Genomic DNA, 17,566 nt, shown 5'->3' with positions numbered 1-17,566 from the left:
GGTAATCGTGTTCGGTATACGCACGACCACGTGCGCTACTGCGGGCTCCGGTCGGGCGTCGACACGACCGCAACCCGACTTTTCTGTTCTGACTCGTTACACCTCTTGACCCGTTGTGATGGCGGCCATATAGTCCGACCTAACATTTTACTGAAATTTCAGTACGATTTCTGATCGTCAGGAAGGTGTAACCATGTCAACTTCGCCATCGAGTGGTGCTGCGGCGCCACCGTCGACGAAGCAGGTGCGCCGGTTCCAGTCGCGGATCGGGTTTTGCGCCTCGGGCGGCAAGTTCTGCGATGGCTGGATTCTCGGTGTCATCGGCGTGGCGCTGCCACTAGCCAGCAGCAATCTCGGGCTGACCGCGTCTTGGGAGGGCTTGATCGGTTCCGCGTCGCTGATCGGCCTGTTCGTCGGCGGATTGATCTTCGGGTGGCTGACCGATCAGATGGGTCGGCAGAAGATGTTCCTCTTCACCTTGCTGACGTTCCTGGTGTGCTCGGCCCTGCAGTTGGTCGTCACCGACGCCGTCCAGCTGTTGATCGTGCGGCTGGTGATGGGACTGGCCGTCGGCGCCGATTACGCGATCGCCGGAGCCCTGATCGCCGAATTCGCCTCCAAGCAACGTCGCGGCCCGATGTTGGCCGGCATGGTCGTGTGGTGGTACTTGGGATTCTCGATCGCGGCCAGTTCCGGCGTGGCCGCCGCCGCGTTGTTCCCCCACGACGGCAACTTGTGGCGCTGGATCCTGGCCAGCAGCACCCTGCCCGCCGTGATCATGCTCGTTGCCAGAATCGGTATCCCCGAATCACCGCGGTGGCTGGCAAGCAAGGGACACCAGGACAAGGCCCGCGACATCGCCCAGCGCTACCTCGGCATGACCGACACCGGCGAACTCATGGCCGAACCGCAAACGCGGACCTCCTACGCCGCGCTGTTCTCCCCGGCGAACGTGCGGAAGACGGCTCTGACCAGCCTGTTCTGGCTGGCTCAGGTCACCCCGTTCTTCGCGATCTACACCTTCCTGCCCCAGGTGATGGACGGGCTCCAGCTCAACGTCGGCGAACAGCTGGGCGAAATCCTGCTCTACATGTTCCTGTTCGTGGGCAGCTTCATCGGCGCTGCTCTCATCAACAAGGTCGGCAGGCGCAAACTGCTGATCTGGCCGTTCGTCGTCACCTCCATCACGCTGCTCGTCCTCGGCGTCTGGAGCGATGCCCCCACCGCGGTGATCGTGACCTGCTTCATCGTTTTCGCTCTGTTCAACTCGGCTTCCGCCGTGCTCCAGATGCTCTACCCCAGCGAAATCTTCCCCACTGAAATCCGCTCCACCGGAATCGGTTTCGCCGCCTCCATGAGCCGGATCGGCGCCGCGGTCGGTACGTTCCTGCTCCCCGTCGGCATCGCCGCCTGGGGCGCCGGCCCCGTCATGCTCCTCGGGTGCGCCGTGCTCGTCATGGGCCTAACGGTCTCCGTCATGTGGGCCCCCGAGACGACGAACCTCGAACTCTCCGAGGCCAGCCAGCCGCGATCCGCGAATCCCTCGGGGACGCCCGTGACCACGAGTTCTTCGTAAGGGGTCCCGGGGACGGGAACCGTGGTGCCACGTTGCACGGTCCTCCGGAGGGGTTTGGATCGTCAACGTGGTGGTTTCCCCGCTGCGCCGTTCATCGGTGAAGCGGGGAAACCACCACGGCGGGGGATGATGCGCCGTTCATCAACGCTGACGCTCGGGGAGTCGCTGGACCACGCGTACCGTGGCCGGGTCGGCCGGCGTCCCGGTTGCTGCACGACCTGGCCGTCACCACGGCGAGTCGACATCGATCCCGCCACCGTCGGCGCACTGGCCCGCGAAGTCGACAACGCCCGATTCATCGAGAACACGACGGTCGACCTGGCCCGGTCCGCCCAACTGGTCCGCAACCACGGTGACGTCATCTCGACCTTCGCCGGCTGGGACGCCCTGCTCCTGCCCGGCCTCGTGGTAGGAGCAACGGGTGCCGTGGCGGGGAGCGCCAACGCGGTTCCGTCCGAGCTCGTGGTCCGTTCACGATGCCGTGCGCGCAGGTGATCTCGAGCGGGCCAGGAACCTCTGAGATCGGAACCATCCGCTGGTCGACGCGAGGCTCAGCCGCCCGATCATCCCCGCGAACAAGGCGGCGCTGGGAGCCTGGACTTCCAAGGTCGGCCAGCCGCGCGTCCCCGGCACCGCTCTCGGACCGGCGGAGGCGAAGAGGACCCCGGACCTGCCACCGCCTGCGTGCGGCTCCTGCTGCCCGAACGGACCACACCGGGACGGCGGAGTGCGCGGGAGAAGCAGGTGAGGACGGCGGTTGCGGTCGCGGTCACCGGATCTGTCGTCCGCAGCGTCCTTCCGCTGCACCCCCGGCCGTTGGAACTCCGGTCAGGAGTGCGGTGCCGCGTGCTCGTCCACGAGTCGGTTGTGGACCGGGGACGTGATGCACAAACTGCGCGCGGTCGGAGGTCTTCCGGAGCCCGGCGGCACCGAGCGAGCAGCGCGTGCGCGTGTCGCGCCGCCTGCCCAGCGCCACCACGTTGAGAGCCGGCCCGTCGTGAGCGGCTCTTGCGCTGTGCTTCGCTCCGCTCTCGTCTCGCGCATCCTTACCGTTTCACCGAGGAATGCAGGTGCCTGCCGGTATCGTGTGCCGCGACTTGGGGCGGGAATCGCCCTCGACCGAGGTCGCTCCGCGGTGCCCCGGGGGAGGTCGGGGGCCACCAACCGGGGAGGAATCGGCAATACCGCCCATCCCCACGTGAGATCTGCTTCTCGAACCACGCTTCGCCGAGCATGTGCGCGGCGCCACGCGGAGACCGCAGCAGGCACATGGCCAGTCCGACGGGGAACAGGATGACCAGCGGGGCAACCAGCGGTCGGCGACGGACCTCGCCCCGATCGGCGCGATGCCGCACACCACGAGCGCGGTAGTGACGGTTCCCGAGATCTACTTGAGTGACTGGGAGTAGACGAATCGGCGCGCGCGAGTAGCCGCCAGCATTCCACGTGCGCCCACCCCGGCTGCGAACGCGACCGCAAAAGGCGGGAACGGCACGGCCGGACGGGCTTGACCGGGCTGCGCGGTCTTCCGTCAAGGAGCCGTGATCAGACCAGCGGCAAGTGATCGGCCGGTCAGATCTGCGAGCACAGCCGCGAGCTTCTCGGCGCCCACCTCGCTGTCCGCCGGTTCGACGTGTTCCTCAGGGGAATGCGAAACACCCGAGGGATTTCGAACGAAGAGCATCGCGGTCGGCACGAACGGTGCGAGTACCCCCGCGTCATGGCCGGCCCCCGTTTCCAGCGTGGGTGCTTCCGGGAGCATGCGTGCGATGCGACGGTGAAGGTCGCGATCGAAGTAGGCGGTGGGGCTGAACGACTCCTCGCGGACCGCGGCGGAACAACCCTCACGGGCCGCGAACGCTTCCGCCGAGTCCTGGATGGTGCGCACGATTTCTCGTACTACGCCGCCGTCCGGATGTCGGACGTCGAGCCACACCTCCACCGAGGAGGCGATGACGTTGGCGCCGCCCGGAAAGGGCGCGATCCGGCCAACGGTAGCGCGGGCGGACGGTGTGGACCGTGCGGCGTCCTGGGCGGCCAGGGCGATGTGCGCGGCCACGGTCATCGGATCACGCCGGTCGGACATCAGCGTCGTGCCCGCGTGATTTCCTTGCCCGGTGACGGTGAACCGCCACCGACCGTGGCCGAGTATCGAGGAGCCGATCGCCACGGGCTGAGCGAGGTCGACCAAGCCGCGCCCCTGCTCGACGTGCAGTTCGACGAAGGCCCCGATTCGTCCGATCGCGTCGTGATCCGGTCCCAGCCAGGTCGGGTCCAACCCGTTCCGAGCGGCAACATCGGCGAGCGTGTCGCCCGCCGGGTCCTTGAGGTTGAGCGCTCGACCCGCTTCCAGGGTTCCCGTCATCAGACCCGAACCGAGGCAGGCCGATCCGAACCGCGACCCCTCCTCCTCGGGGAAGACGGCGATGGCCAAGGGGCGTTGCAGCTCGTGCCCCCGACTCCGGAGCAGGTCCACCGCGGCGAGCGCGGAGGCGACCCCCAGGGGGCCGTCGAACGCTCCGCCGCCTGGAACCGAGTCGAGATGACTTCCGGTGACCACCGCGTCGTTGCGTTCGCCGGATGGGAGATCGAGCCAGGCCCACATGATGCCGTTGCGATCGGTCTCGACATCGAGCCCGCGCTTCGCAGCGGCCGCGGCGAACCACTCCCGGAGGCTGAGCTCGGCACGCGAGAAGACGGGGCGCGAATACCCACCGCGGGTCGGATCGATACCGACGTCGTCGATATCGCTGAGCAACGACATGACCGTGTTGAACCCGTCAGGCATGTGCGTTCCTTCGTAAGGGGGAGCCGGGACGTTCGTCGGAATGGTGCCCTCAACCTGCCCCGGTCGCGGCACGGACCTGCGCGGGCACGAGAGCGCTCGAGGTGTCCGGGGCGCTCGTCAGATCGGCGGCCAGGAGCCCGATCAAGGGCGCGAACTTCGCCCCGTGCCCGGAGCAGGGGGAGATGACGATGATCCCCTCAGCGCGATCGAGGATGAAGTTCTCGTCGGGAGTGTTCGTGAACAGGCACGTGGTCTCCGCATAGGGTTCCGGCCGCAGGGCGGGAACGTTCTCCCGCACGTAGCGAGTGACGCGTTGGCGGTTGCCGGGATCGACGATCTGGTCCTGATGCCGAGCGGAAGCGATCGGCTTGCCTCCGTTGTACTCCGCGACCTTCTGACCGCGGAAACCGCCATCCTCGCCACCGGGTAAGCCGTAGGTCTGGATGTGCTCGTTCTTGTGGATGAAGGTGGGCCACGGCGCAGCGGAGGGGCCGTCCTCGCCTTCCGCAGACCGATCCCGGTACGGGAAGTGGTAGGCCTGTTCTTGGCGGACTGTCAGCGGGGGCAGTCCGGAGACGAATCCTTCCGGAAGCGGTAGCTTCGACAGCAGATCGGGCAACCAGCCGCCGGCACACACCACGATTCGCTCCGCGTCCACGGTGTCCCCGTTCGTCGAGGCGAGCAGATAGCCGCTTCCCGAGCGAGCAGCCGACGCGACGTGCCAACCCGTCTGCAGACGTGCGCCGTTCGCCCCGGCGAGCCCGACCATCGCCTCCACGGCGGCCTGAGCGTTGATCACGCCGGCCCCCGGGTGCCACAGCACAGGGGTGTCGAAGTGGAATTGCGGCCACCGCTCGGTGGCTCGCTCGGTGCTCAACAGCTCGTGGTCGATGTCGAGATCTCCGAGGACCTGTGCGAGGCGTTCGGGGCGACGTCGCGCACCGTAGTCGAGAGCGCCGGTGGGTGTGATGACCTTGTTGCCTGACCGCCGTTCGACTTCGTCCCACAGCGGCTTGGCCTTCGCTACCCACCTGGAGTAGAAGTGCTCGGGGTAGGCGTAGCGGAAGATCCGCGCCGAACCGTGGGAGCTTCCACCGTGGTGGGCGGGACTCGCCTGCTCGAGCAGGACGACTTCGTGTCCTCGAGAGGACAACTGCCAGGCGGTTGCGGAACCTGCCAAACCGGCGCCGATGACGGCGTATTGGGCCTGGAGTCGAGGCACGACAACGCCTCCGATGGGCTACGAGATGGGATGGTCCGGGACATCACACCCCATAGCACTCGGATCCGTCCAAGACTTGTTCATCGCGTACTGATACACGGGTCATCTATAATTCTCCGAATGGAGATCCGCCGTCTTCGGTATTTCATGGTCGTCGCCGACGAGCTCCACTTCGGTCGGGCTGCCGAACGCCTGCACATCTCCCAGCCCCCGCTGAGCCACCAGATCCGCCAGCTGGAGTCCGATCTCGGTGTCGAGCTTTTCCACCGCACGACCAGGAGGGTGCGACTCACATCGGAGGGTGAAGAACTGCGCGACAGGCTCGACGGACTGCTCGAAGCTCTCGACGACGCTGTCTCGGACCTGCACGAAGTGCGTGCTGGACGTGCCGGAAAGCTGACCGTGGGGTTCGTCAGCTCTGCCAGCTACGGCGTCATGCCCTTGGCGGTGCGGCGCTTCCGCCAAGAGCTGCCGGGGGTCAAGCTCGCGCTCAGTCCTCTGACCAGTGGTCAGCAGTTCGAGCAGCTGCACGATGGAACGCTGGACCTGGGGATCGTCCGGGACGGGGACCCGAGCACGGGCCTGCCGCTCCAGCACCTCTTCACCGAGCAGCTGGTCGCGTGCCTGCCTTCCAATCACCGCTTGGTGTCGCGCGCCGAAGTGACGCCCGACGAACTCGCAGGCGAACCGATGATCAGCTTCCCCGCGCGCGACATGCCCGGATTCGTCACCCAGCTCCGGTCGATCTTCAGCGGTTCCGTGCCGTCGCCGACGGTGACGCACCGGGTCGTCCACCAGGAGACCGCACTGGGCTTCGTGGCCGGAGGTCTGGGATTCACGGTCCTTCCGGAGTCGATCTCCCGATTCAAACCGGACACGGTGCGCGTGGTTCCCATCTCCTCCGGTCCCACGACCACGATGACGCTCGCGTTCCCTCCCCGCGGCGCCCCTGCACATGGTGCGGGCTCCACGTTCCAAGAGTGCTTGCGCATCGTTGCCCACGGGGAGCTCGGCGGCCGTGCACCCGAAACCGCGGAGCCGGCCTCCTGAGCACCAAGCCCCTCACGTCTTGCGCGTTGCAGTCGGTTCCCGCAGTCGGATGCACGGCGTTCTGCGGATGTCCTGAGGCCGGGAGACGGGCGTTGTCAGCACCGTCCGTCATCCGGTCGCTGGGCGGAAACCGAGGTCCGCCGCACTGCCCGTGGACCACGACCGTCCGTCCCCGCAGCGTCCTCCTCGCACGGCGCCGGGTTTGCGCAGGCGACATGAAGCGAGGTGAGCTCTGCGAGTACGCCTCCGAGTTCTGCGGGACTTGCGAGTTCAGAACCGACCACCGGGGACGTCGGCACCTGGAACTGCGGAGCTGTTCACCGACACGTCAGTGCACGGCCTCGTCGGCGGTGGCGAGCACTGCGCGGGCGACTCGTTCGGCCTCGGCGAGGGCACCGTGGGTCCCCGCGGAAGGCGAGGTCCAGTCACCGGCGAAATGCATGGCGCCGACCGGCCGTTGCAGATCGTCGATCGCGGACGCGCGTTCCGGGCTCAGCAGGGCGAAGCAGTGCTCCCACGTCTGCACGTGCGTTCCGCGGACCCGGCCGCGCAGGTCGGGGGCAACGGTGAGGAAGTCCTCCAGCCACGCCGCTTCCTGCTCCGGGTCGCCAGGCAGCTCAGGCCGGTATCCCGCCGAGTTGCCGAGGCAGACGAAATGCGCGATCTCGGGCTCCTCCGCGGAGGTGCTCCGGCCGGGAGATGGGTTGATGATGCAGTCGAACCGGCGTCCGACCGTGGTGACGAAAGCCCAGTCGCGGTGGTGCTCGACACCGCTGACGTCGGCGGCCACGACCATCGTCGTGCTGCCCGGTGTCTCGACTCGTGCCAGAGCCGCGTGCTTCCAGGGCGGAAGTTCCTCGACGAGCGAGGTGACGAGGGGCGCAGGCACGGCGAGAAGCACTTGGCGGGCGCGGTATTCGACGTCCCCCGCGGGGCTCGTCGCTGAGACGGTGTATTCGCTCGCGGGGGCGTCGAAGGCCACTTTGGTGACCCGGGTGGAGGGTTCCAGCGTTCCCGGTGCCAGGTGTGCGGCCATGCCGGTCGTGAGTGCTTGCATGCCGTTGAGGACGAGCAGGCGGTTCTGGTCCTCGTGGGCCGGGTAACTCGCGAAGTACCGCAGGGCGTAGTGCGCGCTCAGGTGCTCGGTGTCGCCTACGGATCCGCCGCGCACTGCCGTTCCGAGCACGTCCCGGACGCGTGCGGGCAGCGAGCGGAACCGCTGTGCCACGGTTTCGCCGGCGAGCTGGTGCGCGTCGGCGGTGAACTGGCCGTCCCGCGTGTGCTCGCGGTATTCCGCGACCGCGCGATCGAGGGTCGCTGCGAGGGTCGCACGATCGTCGGCGGAGAGCGGTAGCGCGTTGACGACATCGGCGTTGCTCGTGCCGACCGAGGTGCAGCCGTCGACCGAGATGCCGTAGGTGGTCGGCTCGAAAGGCGTGGTTTCGAGCCCGAGTTCGGTGACGAGCTCTTCGGCCGGCGTGCCGCGGTAGGCGAAGAGCGCCCCGGTGTTGGCCATGCCGCCGGGGAGCAGGACGCTCTTCGTTCGCCCGCCCGGTTCCGGTTGCGCCTCGAGAACTTTCACGGCCAAGCCGGAGTCGCGTAGCCGGTAGGCGGTGCCGACGCCGGCGGGGCCGCCACCGACGACGAGGAGGTCGTACGCGGTCATGAGGTTTCGTCCTTCCATGCTGGTGCTGTTCTTCCCGGAAGACGCCCTTGCCGCTGTCCTCGGCGGAAAGAACCGCGCCGGTGAGGAGCCGGGCGACCTGGCGGATGGCCGCCCCGCGGCGTCGACCGCGGCCGCGCAGGTGCGCTGACCTCGTCGCGGTCGACGCCGGCGGGACCGAGGTGGTGCTCAGCCTTCGACGAGCGAGCGCAGGAAGAGCAGGAAGTTGGCGGGGCGCTCGGCCATCCGCCGCATCAGGTACGGGTACCACTGACTTCCGAACGGGACGTAGACGCGGACCCGGTAACCCTCCGCGACCAGCTTCTCCTGGAGGTTGCGGCGGACCCCGTAGAGCATCTGGAACTCGAAGTCGCGCGGGTCGATTCCCAGCCGACTGGCGACCGCTTTCACGTGGTCGATGCAGGCGTCGTCATGGGTGCCGAACGCGGGGTCCGGCAGGTTGCGCAGCGTCCACTCGGTGAGGTGCTGGAACTGGGCGGTGACCTCGCCGCCGTCGCAGATGGCCCTGTCGATGCTCTCCCGGTAGGCGCCCTTTACCAGCCGGATGCGGGGTTTCACGTCGGTGAAGGAGTTCAGGTCGTCCTGGCAGCGGCGCAGGGCCGCCTGCTGCGCGACGCGGGTGTTCGGGTACGACGGCAGGAACGACCGGTAGGTCTCCAGCGTCTGCGGACCGACGGAACTGTGCTCCATGTCCACCTCGACCGTGACCCCGGACTGGTCGGCGACCTGGAGCAGCTGCTTGAGGTGGCCAGCGCAGACGCTCTGGTCCAAACCCACCCCCAGCTGCGAGAGCTTGACCGACACCGTCGCGCCGGGCGCCTGTTCGGCGATGGCGTGGATGGTGCCCACGTAGGCGTCCGTGGCTTCGGCGGATTCCTGCAGTTCCTCCACGGTCTCGCCGAGCAGGTCGAGGCTGACGTCGATGCCCCTGGCGTTGAGGGTCTGGGCAACCGTGATGGCCTCGTCCAGGGTGGTGCCGGCGACGTACCGGGAGACGAGACCGCTCGTGAGCGGGTTGCGACTGACCTTGTCCTCGAGGCGCTTGCTGTCCGCTGCCAGCAGCAGCAGCTTTCTGAGCATTTTCTCTTCCCCACGTGTGGTGAGTCCGGGCTGTGCGAGTAGTCACACAGTAGGATGTGATCACAAATCACACAATGCTCGAGTCGATGTCGGTTGCGATTCATCCGGCGTTGGGGATGGCGTGGCGGCTGGAGCGGTGCCGGGCGGTTGCGGACGAGTGCATCGGACGTCCGCGTGCACCGCGACGAGGTGGACCGGATTCGCGCGGACGCGGGGACCACTGGTGGTGGGCGTTTATATTGGCCGTCATGGCGATGTCGAAGCTCGAGAGTCCGTCACTTCTGACAGAACGGGTCTTCACGGCCATCCGCGAAGAGATCATGAACGGCAGCATGCCCGCGGGGCACCGGTTGCGGATCCGGGACATCGCCGCGCAGCTCGGGACGAGCGTCATGCCCGTCCGGGAGGCGATTCGTCGACTGGAAGAAGCGGGTCTCGCCGAGAACGTCCCGCACAAGGGTGCGGTCGTCCGCGCGCCCACCCTCGAGGAGCTGCGCGAGGTCTACCACGTACGGCGGCTCCTGGAGGTCGACGCGGCCCGGCTGGGGGCTGCGCACGTGACCGAGGCAGCCGTGGCCGCGATGGGGAGGCACTGCGCGGCGATCTCCGACTGCGTGGCCGCGGGAGATGTCGTCGGTGCCCTCGACGCCGACGAGGCGCTGTTGACCGAGCTCTACTCCGCCGGGGGCAACACGGTGATGCTCGAGGTCATCCAGGGGTTGTGGGAACGCTGCCGCGTGTACAAGATCGTCGGGGCTCGGAAGGCGATCGAAGAGGACGACCGGTCGCTGTGGTCGTTCCAGCCACGACTCGTCGAGGCCGCGAGGGCTCACGACGGCCGGGCCACGGCCGCCATCACCGACGAGTCGATGGTCAGCGCCACGGCACGCATCGAGCGCCAGCTCGGTGGTGACCCGAACAGCACGGGAGATGCTCGCACCTCGCCGGTTTCGAGGTAGGAGTGCGCTGCGGAGCAGGACGCTTCTCCCCAGCTCGACGACGGAGGTCCATTCCGGGCCGGTCCGGATGACGGGGAACCCGGCCCGGCCGGGTTCCCCGTTCCGCCCCTCCGGCCCCGGTGGCGCCAGCTGGCGCCACCGGGGCCGGAGGGGGCGACGGTCGGATCCACCGATCAGCACCGCGGCGGGACCGCGCACGAGGCGGTGGATCTCCTCGATTCCCACGTCGGTGCCGCCCCGCCCCGGGTGGAGTCAAGGGCGTGACCGAACGAGCCGGCACCCGCTCGCTCGACGTGCGGCGCCGGAGCGGTCGGCGTCGGAGTCACCCCATGTACGGGTAGGTCCAGTCCTGGTCAGGGGCCATGTTCTCCTTGATGAACCGGCCGCTGACCCAGCGTTGCAGGGCGAGGGTCGAGCCGGTCTTGTCGTTGGTGCCCGACCCGCGGCCGCCACCGAAGGCCTGCTGGCCGATCAGCGCGCCGGTGGGTTTGTCGTTGACGTAGGTCATCCCGGCGGTGTCGCGCAGCCGGTCCAGCGCGGTGGAAATCGCGGTGCGGTCGTTCGCGAACACCGAGCAGCTCAGCGCGTACTGGCTGGTGCCGTCGACGAGGTCGAGGGTCCGTTCCCAATCTGCGTCATCGTAGACGTAGACGCTCAGGAACGGGGCGAAGAACTCCTCGGACATGCTGAACGCCTTCGGGTCCTCCGTGCGGACGATCGTCGGGTTGACGAACCAGCCGGTCTCGGTCGAGGTGGTGCCGCCCGCGAGGATCTGGTGCCCGGGGTCGGCCTCGGCCCGGTCGATGGCGTTTTGCAGGCGGTCGACGGCGTTGCGGTCGATGACCGCGCCGACGAACGTCTTGTGGTCCACGACGTCACCGACCTGCAGGCTCGCGGTGGTCTCCAACAGCGGGGACTCGAGCTGCTTCCACAGGCTGCGCGGGATGTAGGTGCGGCCGGCAGCCGTGCACTTCTGTCCTTGGTACTCGAACGCGCCGCGTACGAGGGCGACCATGAGTGCTTGCGGGTCGGCGCTGGGGTGCGCCAAGATCGCGTTCTTGCCACCGGTCTCGCCGACCAGCCGCGGGTAGCTGCGGTAGTTGTCGATGTTCTGGGCCGTGCTGCGCCAGATGTTGCGGAACACGGTCGTGGAGCCGGTGAAGCTGATGCCGGCCAAGTGTTCGCTGGCCTGAGCGGTTGCGGTGACCGTGCCGCCATCGCCGTGGACGAGGTTGATCACGCCGGGCGGGAGGCCGGCTTCCTCGAAGACCCGCATGACGACCTCGTTGCTCAGCGCGGACTTCTCCGAGGGTTTCCAGACCACCACGTTGCCCATCAGCGCAGGCGTGGCGGGCAGGTTGCCGGCGATCGCGGTGAAGTTGAACGGTGTGAGGGCGAGGACGAAGCCCTCCAGCGGACGGTGGTCCATCGTGTTGCGAACGCCAGTCACCGAGAACGGCTGGTTCTGGTAGATCTGCGAGGCCAGGTGGACGTTGTACCGGAAGAAGTCGACCAGCTCGTTGACGTCGATCTCGGCCTGGTGGAACGTCTTGGACTGACCGAGCATCGTGGTGGCCAGGAGCTCATCGCGGTACTTGCCGTTGACCAGCTCGGCCGCGCGCTGGAAGACCGCCGCCCGGTCCCACCACGCGGTCCGCGACCAGTCGTGCCGCGCGGCCAGCGCCGCGTCGATCGCGGCGTTGACCTGATCCTCGCGCGCAACCGGGATCCGGCCGAGGTGCCGGGAGTGGTCGTGGGGTGCGATGACGTCGGTGGTTGCGCCCAGCTCGCGGCGCTCGCCTGCGATCACGTTCGGCAGGTCCCGCACCTGGCTTCGGACCCGGTCGACCTCCTTGAGCAGCCGGGCGGCCTCGGGCGACCCGGGCGCGTAGTCCCGCGGCACCTCGTTGACCGGCTCCGGGCCGCGGGGGTTGCCCGCCACGCTGACACCGTGCGAAGCCATGGACGCCTCCTCGAGGTTCTTGTTGGAAGAGCGAGTTCCAACTAAAGTTGAACTGAAATTTCAGATTGAGGGTAGGTACGCTGTGCGCGTGGGTCAATACGTTGAAGAGAACACCGCCGACACCGCCGGCTCGGGCCGGTCGGCTCACCGGGAGGCGGTCAACCGACCGGCGCGGTTGGCCGACCGTGCCTACGAGCTGCTCCGCGACGATCTCGTCGCGCTGCGGATCGAACCGGGTGAGCCCCTGGACGAGAAGCGCCTGAGCGCTTCGCTGGAGGTCGGCCTGACACCGGTGCGGGACGCGATCAAACGGCTCACGTTCGAGCGGCTCGTGGTGACCTACCCGCGCCGGGGAACCTTCGCCGCCGAGATCTCGGTCAGCGACGAGGTCTGGCTCACCGAGATCCGGGAGGAACTAGAGGGGCTTGCCGCGGCTCTAGCGGCGGCGCGGGCCACGTCCGACGAGAGGGAGGAACTGTCCCGCCTCGCCGATCTGGTCAACTCCCACCCGACGGCCGATCACGGCTCGACGTCGTACATCGAGGTGGACGCCGCGATCCACCGCGCGATTTACGCAGCGGCCCACAACCCGCACCTCGAGGCGAGCCTCAACCAGTACGCCAGCCTCGCCATGCGGATCTGGCACTACGGGCTCCGGAACGTCGCCCACAAGCCGACGGCCACCTGCGACCAGGCGGACGTGGTCGCGGCCATCGTGAGGGGGGATGCCGACGCTGCCCGGGCCGGCGCCCGGGCGCACCTGCGCGACTTCTCCAACAGCGTCCGCTCGCTGCTCGCCAGCTGAACATGGGCCGGGACGTCCGTGCGCCTCGCGAGCAGTGCGCTACCGTCGGAACCGGGGTCGGCCTTCACAGGTTCAGCTGGTCAGGAGCTGGCGCACCACGGTCGAGAAGTCCCGGAGGTGTTTGTGGGCGGTGCGGCGCGCCTCCTCCGCGTCGCCGCGGATGATCGCCGCGACCACGTCCGCCTGATCCTGGCAGTCCGCGGGGTGCGCTTGCGCGCGCCGCAGTCCGTAGTTCCAGATCCGCATGGTCAGATTGGTGTACTGGTTGAGGCTCGCCTCGAGGTGCGGGTTGTGCGTGGCCGCGTAGATGGTGCGGTGGATCGCGGCGTCGATCTCGACGTTCTCGCTCGTGAGGTAGTTGCCGTGGTCGCTCTCGAGTTGATCGGCGAGTTCGCGCAGCGCCTCCTGCTCCGCTGGGGTTGCGCGTTCGGCGGCGAGCGCGGCCGCCAGCCCTTCGAGGTCCTCGCGGACCTCGGTGAGCCAGAGCTCGTCGCTGACCGAGATCTCGGTCGCGAAGGTTCCCCGGCGCGGGAAGGTGACCAGCAGCCCCTCCAGCACCAGCCGCTTGATCGCATCCCGGGTCGGTGTGAGCCCGACCCCGAGCGCAGCGCTCAGCCGCTTCTCGTCCAGGGGATCGCCCGGCCGGATCCGCAGCGACACCAGGTCATCGCGCAGCTGAACGTACGCCTCGTCCACCAGGCGCACGGGATGCTCGCCGCCCGACTCCCCGTGAGATCGCGTCTCGTTGCCCGAACTGGCAGCACCATGTTGACCCACAGGGGCAGTCTAAGCGCGTCGCTCACGACCAACGTTGGCCCCTGACCTCGGCCTCGCGTGATCTGGGGCGTGCCCGGATCGGGGTTCGGGTGGTTGATCGTGTTGCGGTCTGCCCGGTGTGCGCATCGCGTGCGAACGGCGCAGCACCACCTCGATGAAGGCAGCGCCCACCGGCCCGCGACTCCTCGGGCGCCGCGCACACCGCCGGACTATTGACAGCTCCATCCGTGTGGCATAGGTTGCGATATCTGAAATTGCACTGAAATTGCAATCCTGTGCAACGTCCTCCGCGCAGGCACCGGGCAGCCGACCGGCGAGACAAGGTTCCTCCGGCGGCACGTCCTGCGACGGCTGGATCCCCGGTGTGATCGGGGGCGTGTGAAAACTCAGAACTCGGGCACGTACGGAGCCGGTCGTCCTGTTGCGGAAGCGGTCGACGACAGCAGGTGCGAGATGACCCGGACGTACGACGACGAGGACAGGCGCACCTATCCCCGCTGGAAGGACCCGACACCGCGCTTCGAAGGGTGAACCATGCTGCGCGCACCGCTGCTCGCGGCCGGACGAGCAGCAGAGGCCGATTTCGCGCGGTCAGGCGATGCGCATCTACGTTCCCTTCGGAACTGAATGGTTCGGCTACCTCATGCGCCGCCTCGCGCCAACCTCGCCCTTTTCCTCCGGTCACTCATCAGCAGGTCCTGAGCGTCATTCCCGAAGGGAGAAAATCATGTCGCTTGCGGAGAATCCGAACTGGTCCACGGAGGAGCACCCCGCTACCGAGGACGAAACGATCCTGCCTTCGGAGGCGCTCGACGACGAGAACCGTCTCGTTCGAGGCTACAACTGAGATCGATCGGGGTGGGACCTGGACCCGACGCCGATCAGCTCCCGCTCTGGCTGTCCGTCCGCGTCGGGGAACGCCACTGCCGCGGCCGGCGGGGAAGGTTCGGCCCGTCGACGGATGGGCTGAGTGGAGAACTCAGGCATGCAGGGTGGGACGGTAGGTGAACTCTTGGATGTGGTCGTCGAGTGTGCAGCTCTCGATGAGTTCGAGGTCGAAGTCGGCCGCATCCCGGAAGATCGGGTCCGTTCCGGTCTGTCCGGTGATCACGGGGAAGAGCGTTACCTGGACGCGGTCGACCAGACCGGCAGCCATCAGCGCCCGGTTCATCGACAGGCTGCCGTGCGAGCGCAACGGCACCTCGGAGTCCTCCTTGAGCCGGGTGACGACGTCGACGGCGTCGCCGCTCACGAGGGTCGCGTTCGGCCAGTCGAGGGGCCCTTCCAGCGCGGTCGACACCACCGTTGCCGGCAGGTTCCGCATCCGGGTGACCCACGGATCGCGCACTTCGGAATCCTCGGTGCTCGAGGCCAGCATCCGCGCGAACGCCCGATAGGTGTTGGCCCCGAACACCATCCGTTGCTCCTCGCGGTACGCAGCGAGGCGGTGGTCGAGCAGTTCGGGGCCTTGCTTGCCCCAGTAGCCGGTCCAGTTGCCGCTTGCGGCGCCGAATCCGTCGAGGCTGGAGAAGGCGTCGAAGGTGTAGGTAGCGGTCATGGTGCTCTCCTCGAGTGCGGTCGATCGGGACGGGAAGGCAGGCGGCATTCGCCGAGGTCCATCGTCCGTGGACTGGAGTTCGACCGCTCCGGGGTGCCGGGGCGCTGTCGCCTGACCATGGCCACGACGGTGGGGAAGATCGGCGTGGTCAGCAACGCGGCGGGGTCGTCGGCTCCGGTCCGATCGTGTCCTTCGCACGGGGTCGCCGTGCGCTCGAACGTCGGTATCCGGGCGATGATCACCTGCGGTGTTGGCCGGCGAAGGCGCCCGCTCGTGGTGGTGGTCTTGGCCGGTCGGTCCGGAGGGGACCTCAGCGGCAGCGGCACCTCGGTCCGCCATGGCGCGGGCTCGGTCCGTCCCTCGTGGGCTCGGCGAGCACGACACGCGTAGGTGGACTCTTCCCGAGCAGGGTTAGCACGGTCACGCGGTCCAGACCGCGCCGATGGGATCGGGTAGTGCTTCAGGCCGTCGCGGAGCACGGGACGACTGATCCGGCGCGTCCCTGTCCTCCCACCGTTGAGCGCGGCCGCGGGGTGCGTCACGACCGGCTCGGGCCGAGGACGGCCGAGGTCGTTCGTCGCGAGCCGCGTCGTGCGGCGACCCGGGATCAGAGCAGCAGGTGCCCTGTGCCCGGGTCGCGGCCTCCTACCGCAGATGCACAGGAGGCAGAAGTCGGTCTGGTCAGTTCAGCACCCGGACCTCTGAACGAGGTAGCCGTTCGAGGTGGGCGACGGCGTCCATTTCGATCCGCTTCGCACCGCGGAATGCGGCTACCTGGACCGTCGTGCGTGTTGCGTTCGCGCTGATCCGGCGTCGGTAGCAGGCGTTGAGCTCGTCGAGGTCGTTGATGTCGGCGAGGTAGATCGACACGTTCAGCAGCGTGGACAGGCCGGCCTCCGCCTCGTGCAGCGTGCGCTCGAGGTTGTCGATGGCCACCTCGACTTGGTCGGCGAACTCGGCTGGCGTGGAGCCGTCCGGGCCCGTGGGCAGGTGACCGCTGGTCCACACCAGGTCGTGAACGACCACAGCGCGGGCATACGGTGGTCCGACGTGCGCGGTGTGGGCCTCTGTCGACGCGGGACCGGGGCTTGGTGCTTCCTGGTTCATGAGATCCGTTTCACCGGTGGGGTCCGTGCGGGCGATGGGTGCGGGTCGGGCGGTGCAGTCGTTCAGGACTTGCTCATCAACGACCTGACGAAAAACATGAGGTTGGCCGGACGCTCCGCCAGTCGGCGCATGAGGTACCCGTACCATTCCGTGCCGAAGGGGACGTACACCCGCATGGCGTGCCCAGCGGTTACGAGCCGCTTCTGTTCGTCGGGTCGAACGCCGTAGAGCATCTGGATTTCGTACGAATCGGGCTGGCGGTGTTGTTTGCGGATCGCTCGCTCGGCTGCAGCCAACATCTTCGGATCGTGCGTGGCCAGCATGGGGTAGCCATCTCCGCGTACGAGCACTTCCAGGCACCGGACGTAGGAGTCGTCGATTTCCTGGCGCTGTTGGTACGCCAGGTCCGCGGATGCGGAGTAGGCGCCCTTGCAGAGCCTGACTCGGGCCTCTTCAGCGGCGAGCTCGTGGCACCGGCGTTCGCTGTCGCGCAAGTACGCTTGAACGACGGAGCCGACCGACGGGAACTCCTGGCGCAGCTTGTGCCCGATGCGGAAGATGGGGTCGACGAGCTCCGGGTTTTCGGTGTCGATGGTTACCTTGACGCCGATCTCCGATGCCTTCTCGCATATTCTCCGAGTGCGCGAGAGGGCCTGCTGCTCGCCGTCGGGTTCGAGCAGCAATCCCATCGCCGTGAGCTTCACCGAGACTTCGGTGCTCTCGGCGAGATCGGAGGACTCGAGCTTCCGCAGAAGCGCGAGGTACTCGTCGACGATTCGTTCCGCTGCGGAGCTGTCGTGGACGTCCTCACCGAGGCAGTCCAAGCTCACCGTGCAGTCCGATCGCACGAGGTTCGTGGTCGTCGTGCACGCGTCGTCGACCGTGGTGCCGGCGACGAAGCGGTTGATGAGCGACCGTGTCACCGGGGTGCTTTCCACGAAGCGCCGCATGCGGATCGAATCCGCTGCTGCGAGCAGTGGTGCGCGGAGCATGTTGC

15 protein-coding genes and 1 pseudogene are annotated in these 17,566 nt (G+C 67.7%); 7 read left to right on the top strand and 9 right to left on the bottom strand.

Going from position 1 to position 17,566, the window contains the following annotated elements:
• The first annotated feature begins 193 nt into the window (after window positions 1-193).
• Window positions 194-1,576 (top strand): MFS transporter, encoded by a 1,383-nt coding sequence (locus tag ACYVJE_RS04950; protein WP_461143481.1) that lies wholly within the window; start codon window positions 194-196, stop codon window positions 1,574-1,576.
• Between the two features lie 54 nt (window positions 1,577-1,630).
• The gene (locus ACYVJE_RS04945) at window positions 1,631-2,071 is read left to right on the top strand and encodes a dihydrodipicolinate synthase family protein (protein ID WP_461143480.1); all 441 of its coding nucleotides are present in this window, start codon (window positions 1,631-1,633) and stop codon (window positions 2,069-2,071) included.
• Window positions 2,072-3,107: 1,036 nt separating this feature from the next.
• On the opposite strand, the gene ACYVJE_RS04940 is transcribed toward ACYVJE_RS04945, so the two are convergent.
• Window positions 3,108-4,364, bottom strand: a complete 1,257-nt coding sequence (locus ACYVJE_RS04940; protein WP_461143479.1) for an allantoate amidohydrolase — start codon at window positions 4,362-4,364, stop codon at window positions 3,108-3,110.
• 49 nt (window positions 4,365-4,413) lie between these two features.
• Complete coding sequence (locus ACYVJE_RS04935) at window positions 4,414-5,586, bottom strand: FAD-dependent oxidoreductase (RefSeq protein ID WP_461143478.1); 1,173 nt, start codon at window positions 5,584-5,586, stop codon at window positions 4,414-4,416.
• A gap of 30 nt (window positions 5,587-5,616) precedes the next feature.
• Here ACYVJE_RS04935 and ACYVJE_RS04930 point away from each other — a divergent pair, with 30 nt between their 5' ends.
• A complete protein-coding gene (locus ACYVJE_RS04930) occupies window positions 5,617-6,636 on the top strand; it encodes a LysR substrate-binding domain-containing protein (RefSeq protein ID WP_461143477.1) in 1,020 nt (339 codons plus the stop codon).
• 328 nt (window positions 6,637-6,964) lie between these two features.
• On the opposite strand, the gene ACYVJE_RS04925 is transcribed toward ACYVJE_RS04930, so the two are convergent.
• Window positions 6,965-8,302, bottom strand: coding sequence for a flavin monoamine oxidase family protein (locus ACYVJE_RS04925; RefSeq protein WP_461143476.1), 1,338 nt, complete (start codon window positions 8,300-8,302; stop codon window positions 6,965-6,967).
• 16 nt (window positions 8,303-8,318) lie between these two features.
• Here ACYVJE_RS04925 and ACYVJE_RS04920 point away from each other — a divergent pair, with 16 nt between their 5' ends.
• A complete protein-coding gene (locus ACYVJE_RS04920; protein WP_461143475.1) occupies window positions 8,319-8,450 on the top strand; it encodes a hypothetical protein in 132 nt (43 codons plus the stop codon).
• A gap of 38 nt (window positions 8,451-8,488) precedes the next feature.
• Here ACYVJE_RS04920 and ACYVJE_RS04915 read toward each other — a convergent pair whose 3' ends face one another.
• Window positions 8,489-9,400: a proline dehydrogenase family protein gene (locus ACYVJE_RS04915; RefSeq protein WP_461143474.1), complete on the bottom strand. Its 912-nt coding sequence runs from the start codon at window positions 9,398-9,400 to the stop codon at window positions 8,489-8,491.
• A 248-nt stretch (window positions 9,401-9,648) separates the two neighbouring features.
• Between ACYVJE_RS04915 and ACYVJE_RS04910 the strand changes: the two genes are divergently transcribed.
• The gene (locus tag ACYVJE_RS04910) at window positions 9,649-10,359 is read left to right on the top strand and encodes a GntR family transcriptional regulator (protein ID WP_461143473.1); all 711 of its coding nucleotides are present in this window, start codon (window positions 9,649-9,651) and stop codon (window positions 10,357-10,359) included.
• Between the two features lie 322 nt (window positions 10,360-10,681).
• Here ACYVJE_RS04910 and pruA read toward each other — a convergent pair whose 3' ends face one another.
• On the bottom strand, window positions 10,682-12,322 hold the full coding sequence (gene pruA, locus ACYVJE_RS04905) for an L-glutamate gamma-semialdehyde dehydrogenase (RefSeq protein WP_461143472.1): 1,641 nt from the start codon (window positions 12,320-12,322) through the stop codon (window positions 10,682-10,684).
• A gap of 88 nt (window positions 12,323-12,410) precedes the next feature.
• Here pruA and ACYVJE_RS04900 point away from each other — a divergent pair, with 88 nt between their 5' ends.
• Window positions 12,411-13,127 (top strand): GntR family transcriptional regulator, encoded by a 717-nt coding sequence (locus tag ACYVJE_RS04900; protein ID WP_461143471.1) that lies wholly within the window; start codon window positions 12,411-12,413, stop codon window positions 13,125-13,127.
• 72 nt (window positions 13,128-13,199) lie between these two features.
• On the opposite strand, the gene ACYVJE_RS04895 is transcribed toward ACYVJE_RS04900, so the two are convergent.
• Window positions 13,200-13,823: a GntR family transcriptional regulator gene (locus ACYVJE_RS04895; protein WP_461143470.1), complete on the bottom strand. Its 624-nt coding sequence runs from the start codon at window positions 13,821-13,823 to the stop codon at window positions 13,200-13,202.
• Window positions 13,824-14,460: 637 nt separating this feature from the next.
• Here ACYVJE_RS04895 and ACYVJE_RS04890 point away from each other — a divergent pair.
• Window positions 14,461-14,606 (top strand): annotated as a pseudogene (locus ACYVJE_RS04890) (proline dehydrogenase); the annotation flags it as partial.
• 277 nt (window positions 14,607-14,883) lie between these two features.
• Here ACYVJE_RS04890 and ACYVJE_RS04885 read toward each other — a convergent pair.
• The 3 genes from ACYVJE_RS04885 to ACYVJE_RS04875 all read right to left on the bottom strand — a co-directional run bounded on the left by ACYVJE_RS04885 (window position 14,884) and on the right by ACYVJE_RS04875 (window position 17,519).
• The gene (locus tag ACYVJE_RS04885) at window positions 14,884-15,462 is read right to left on the bottom strand and encodes a dihydrofolate reductase family protein (RefSeq protein WP_461143469.1); all 579 of its coding nucleotides are present in this window, start codon (window positions 15,460-15,462) and stop codon (window positions 14,884-14,886) included.
• A gap of 681 nt (window positions 15,463-16,143) precedes the next feature.
• A complete protein-coding gene (locus ACYVJE_RS04880) occupies window positions 16,144-16,569 on the bottom strand; it encodes a RidA family protein (RefSeq protein ID WP_461143468.1) in 426 nt (141 codons plus the stop codon).
• A gap of 62 nt (window positions 16,570-16,631) precedes the next feature.
• A complete protein-coding gene (locus ACYVJE_RS04875) occupies window positions 16,632-17,519 on the bottom strand; it encodes a proline dehydrogenase family protein (protein WP_461143467.1) in 888 nt (295 codons plus the stop codon).
• Window positions 17,520-17,566: the final 47 nt, after the last annotated feature.

Source organism: Salinifilum aidingensis, from assembly GCF_054782015.1.
Note: the sequence above shows the minus strand (reverse complement) of the source record. Positions and strands in the feature narration are given on the sequence as shown.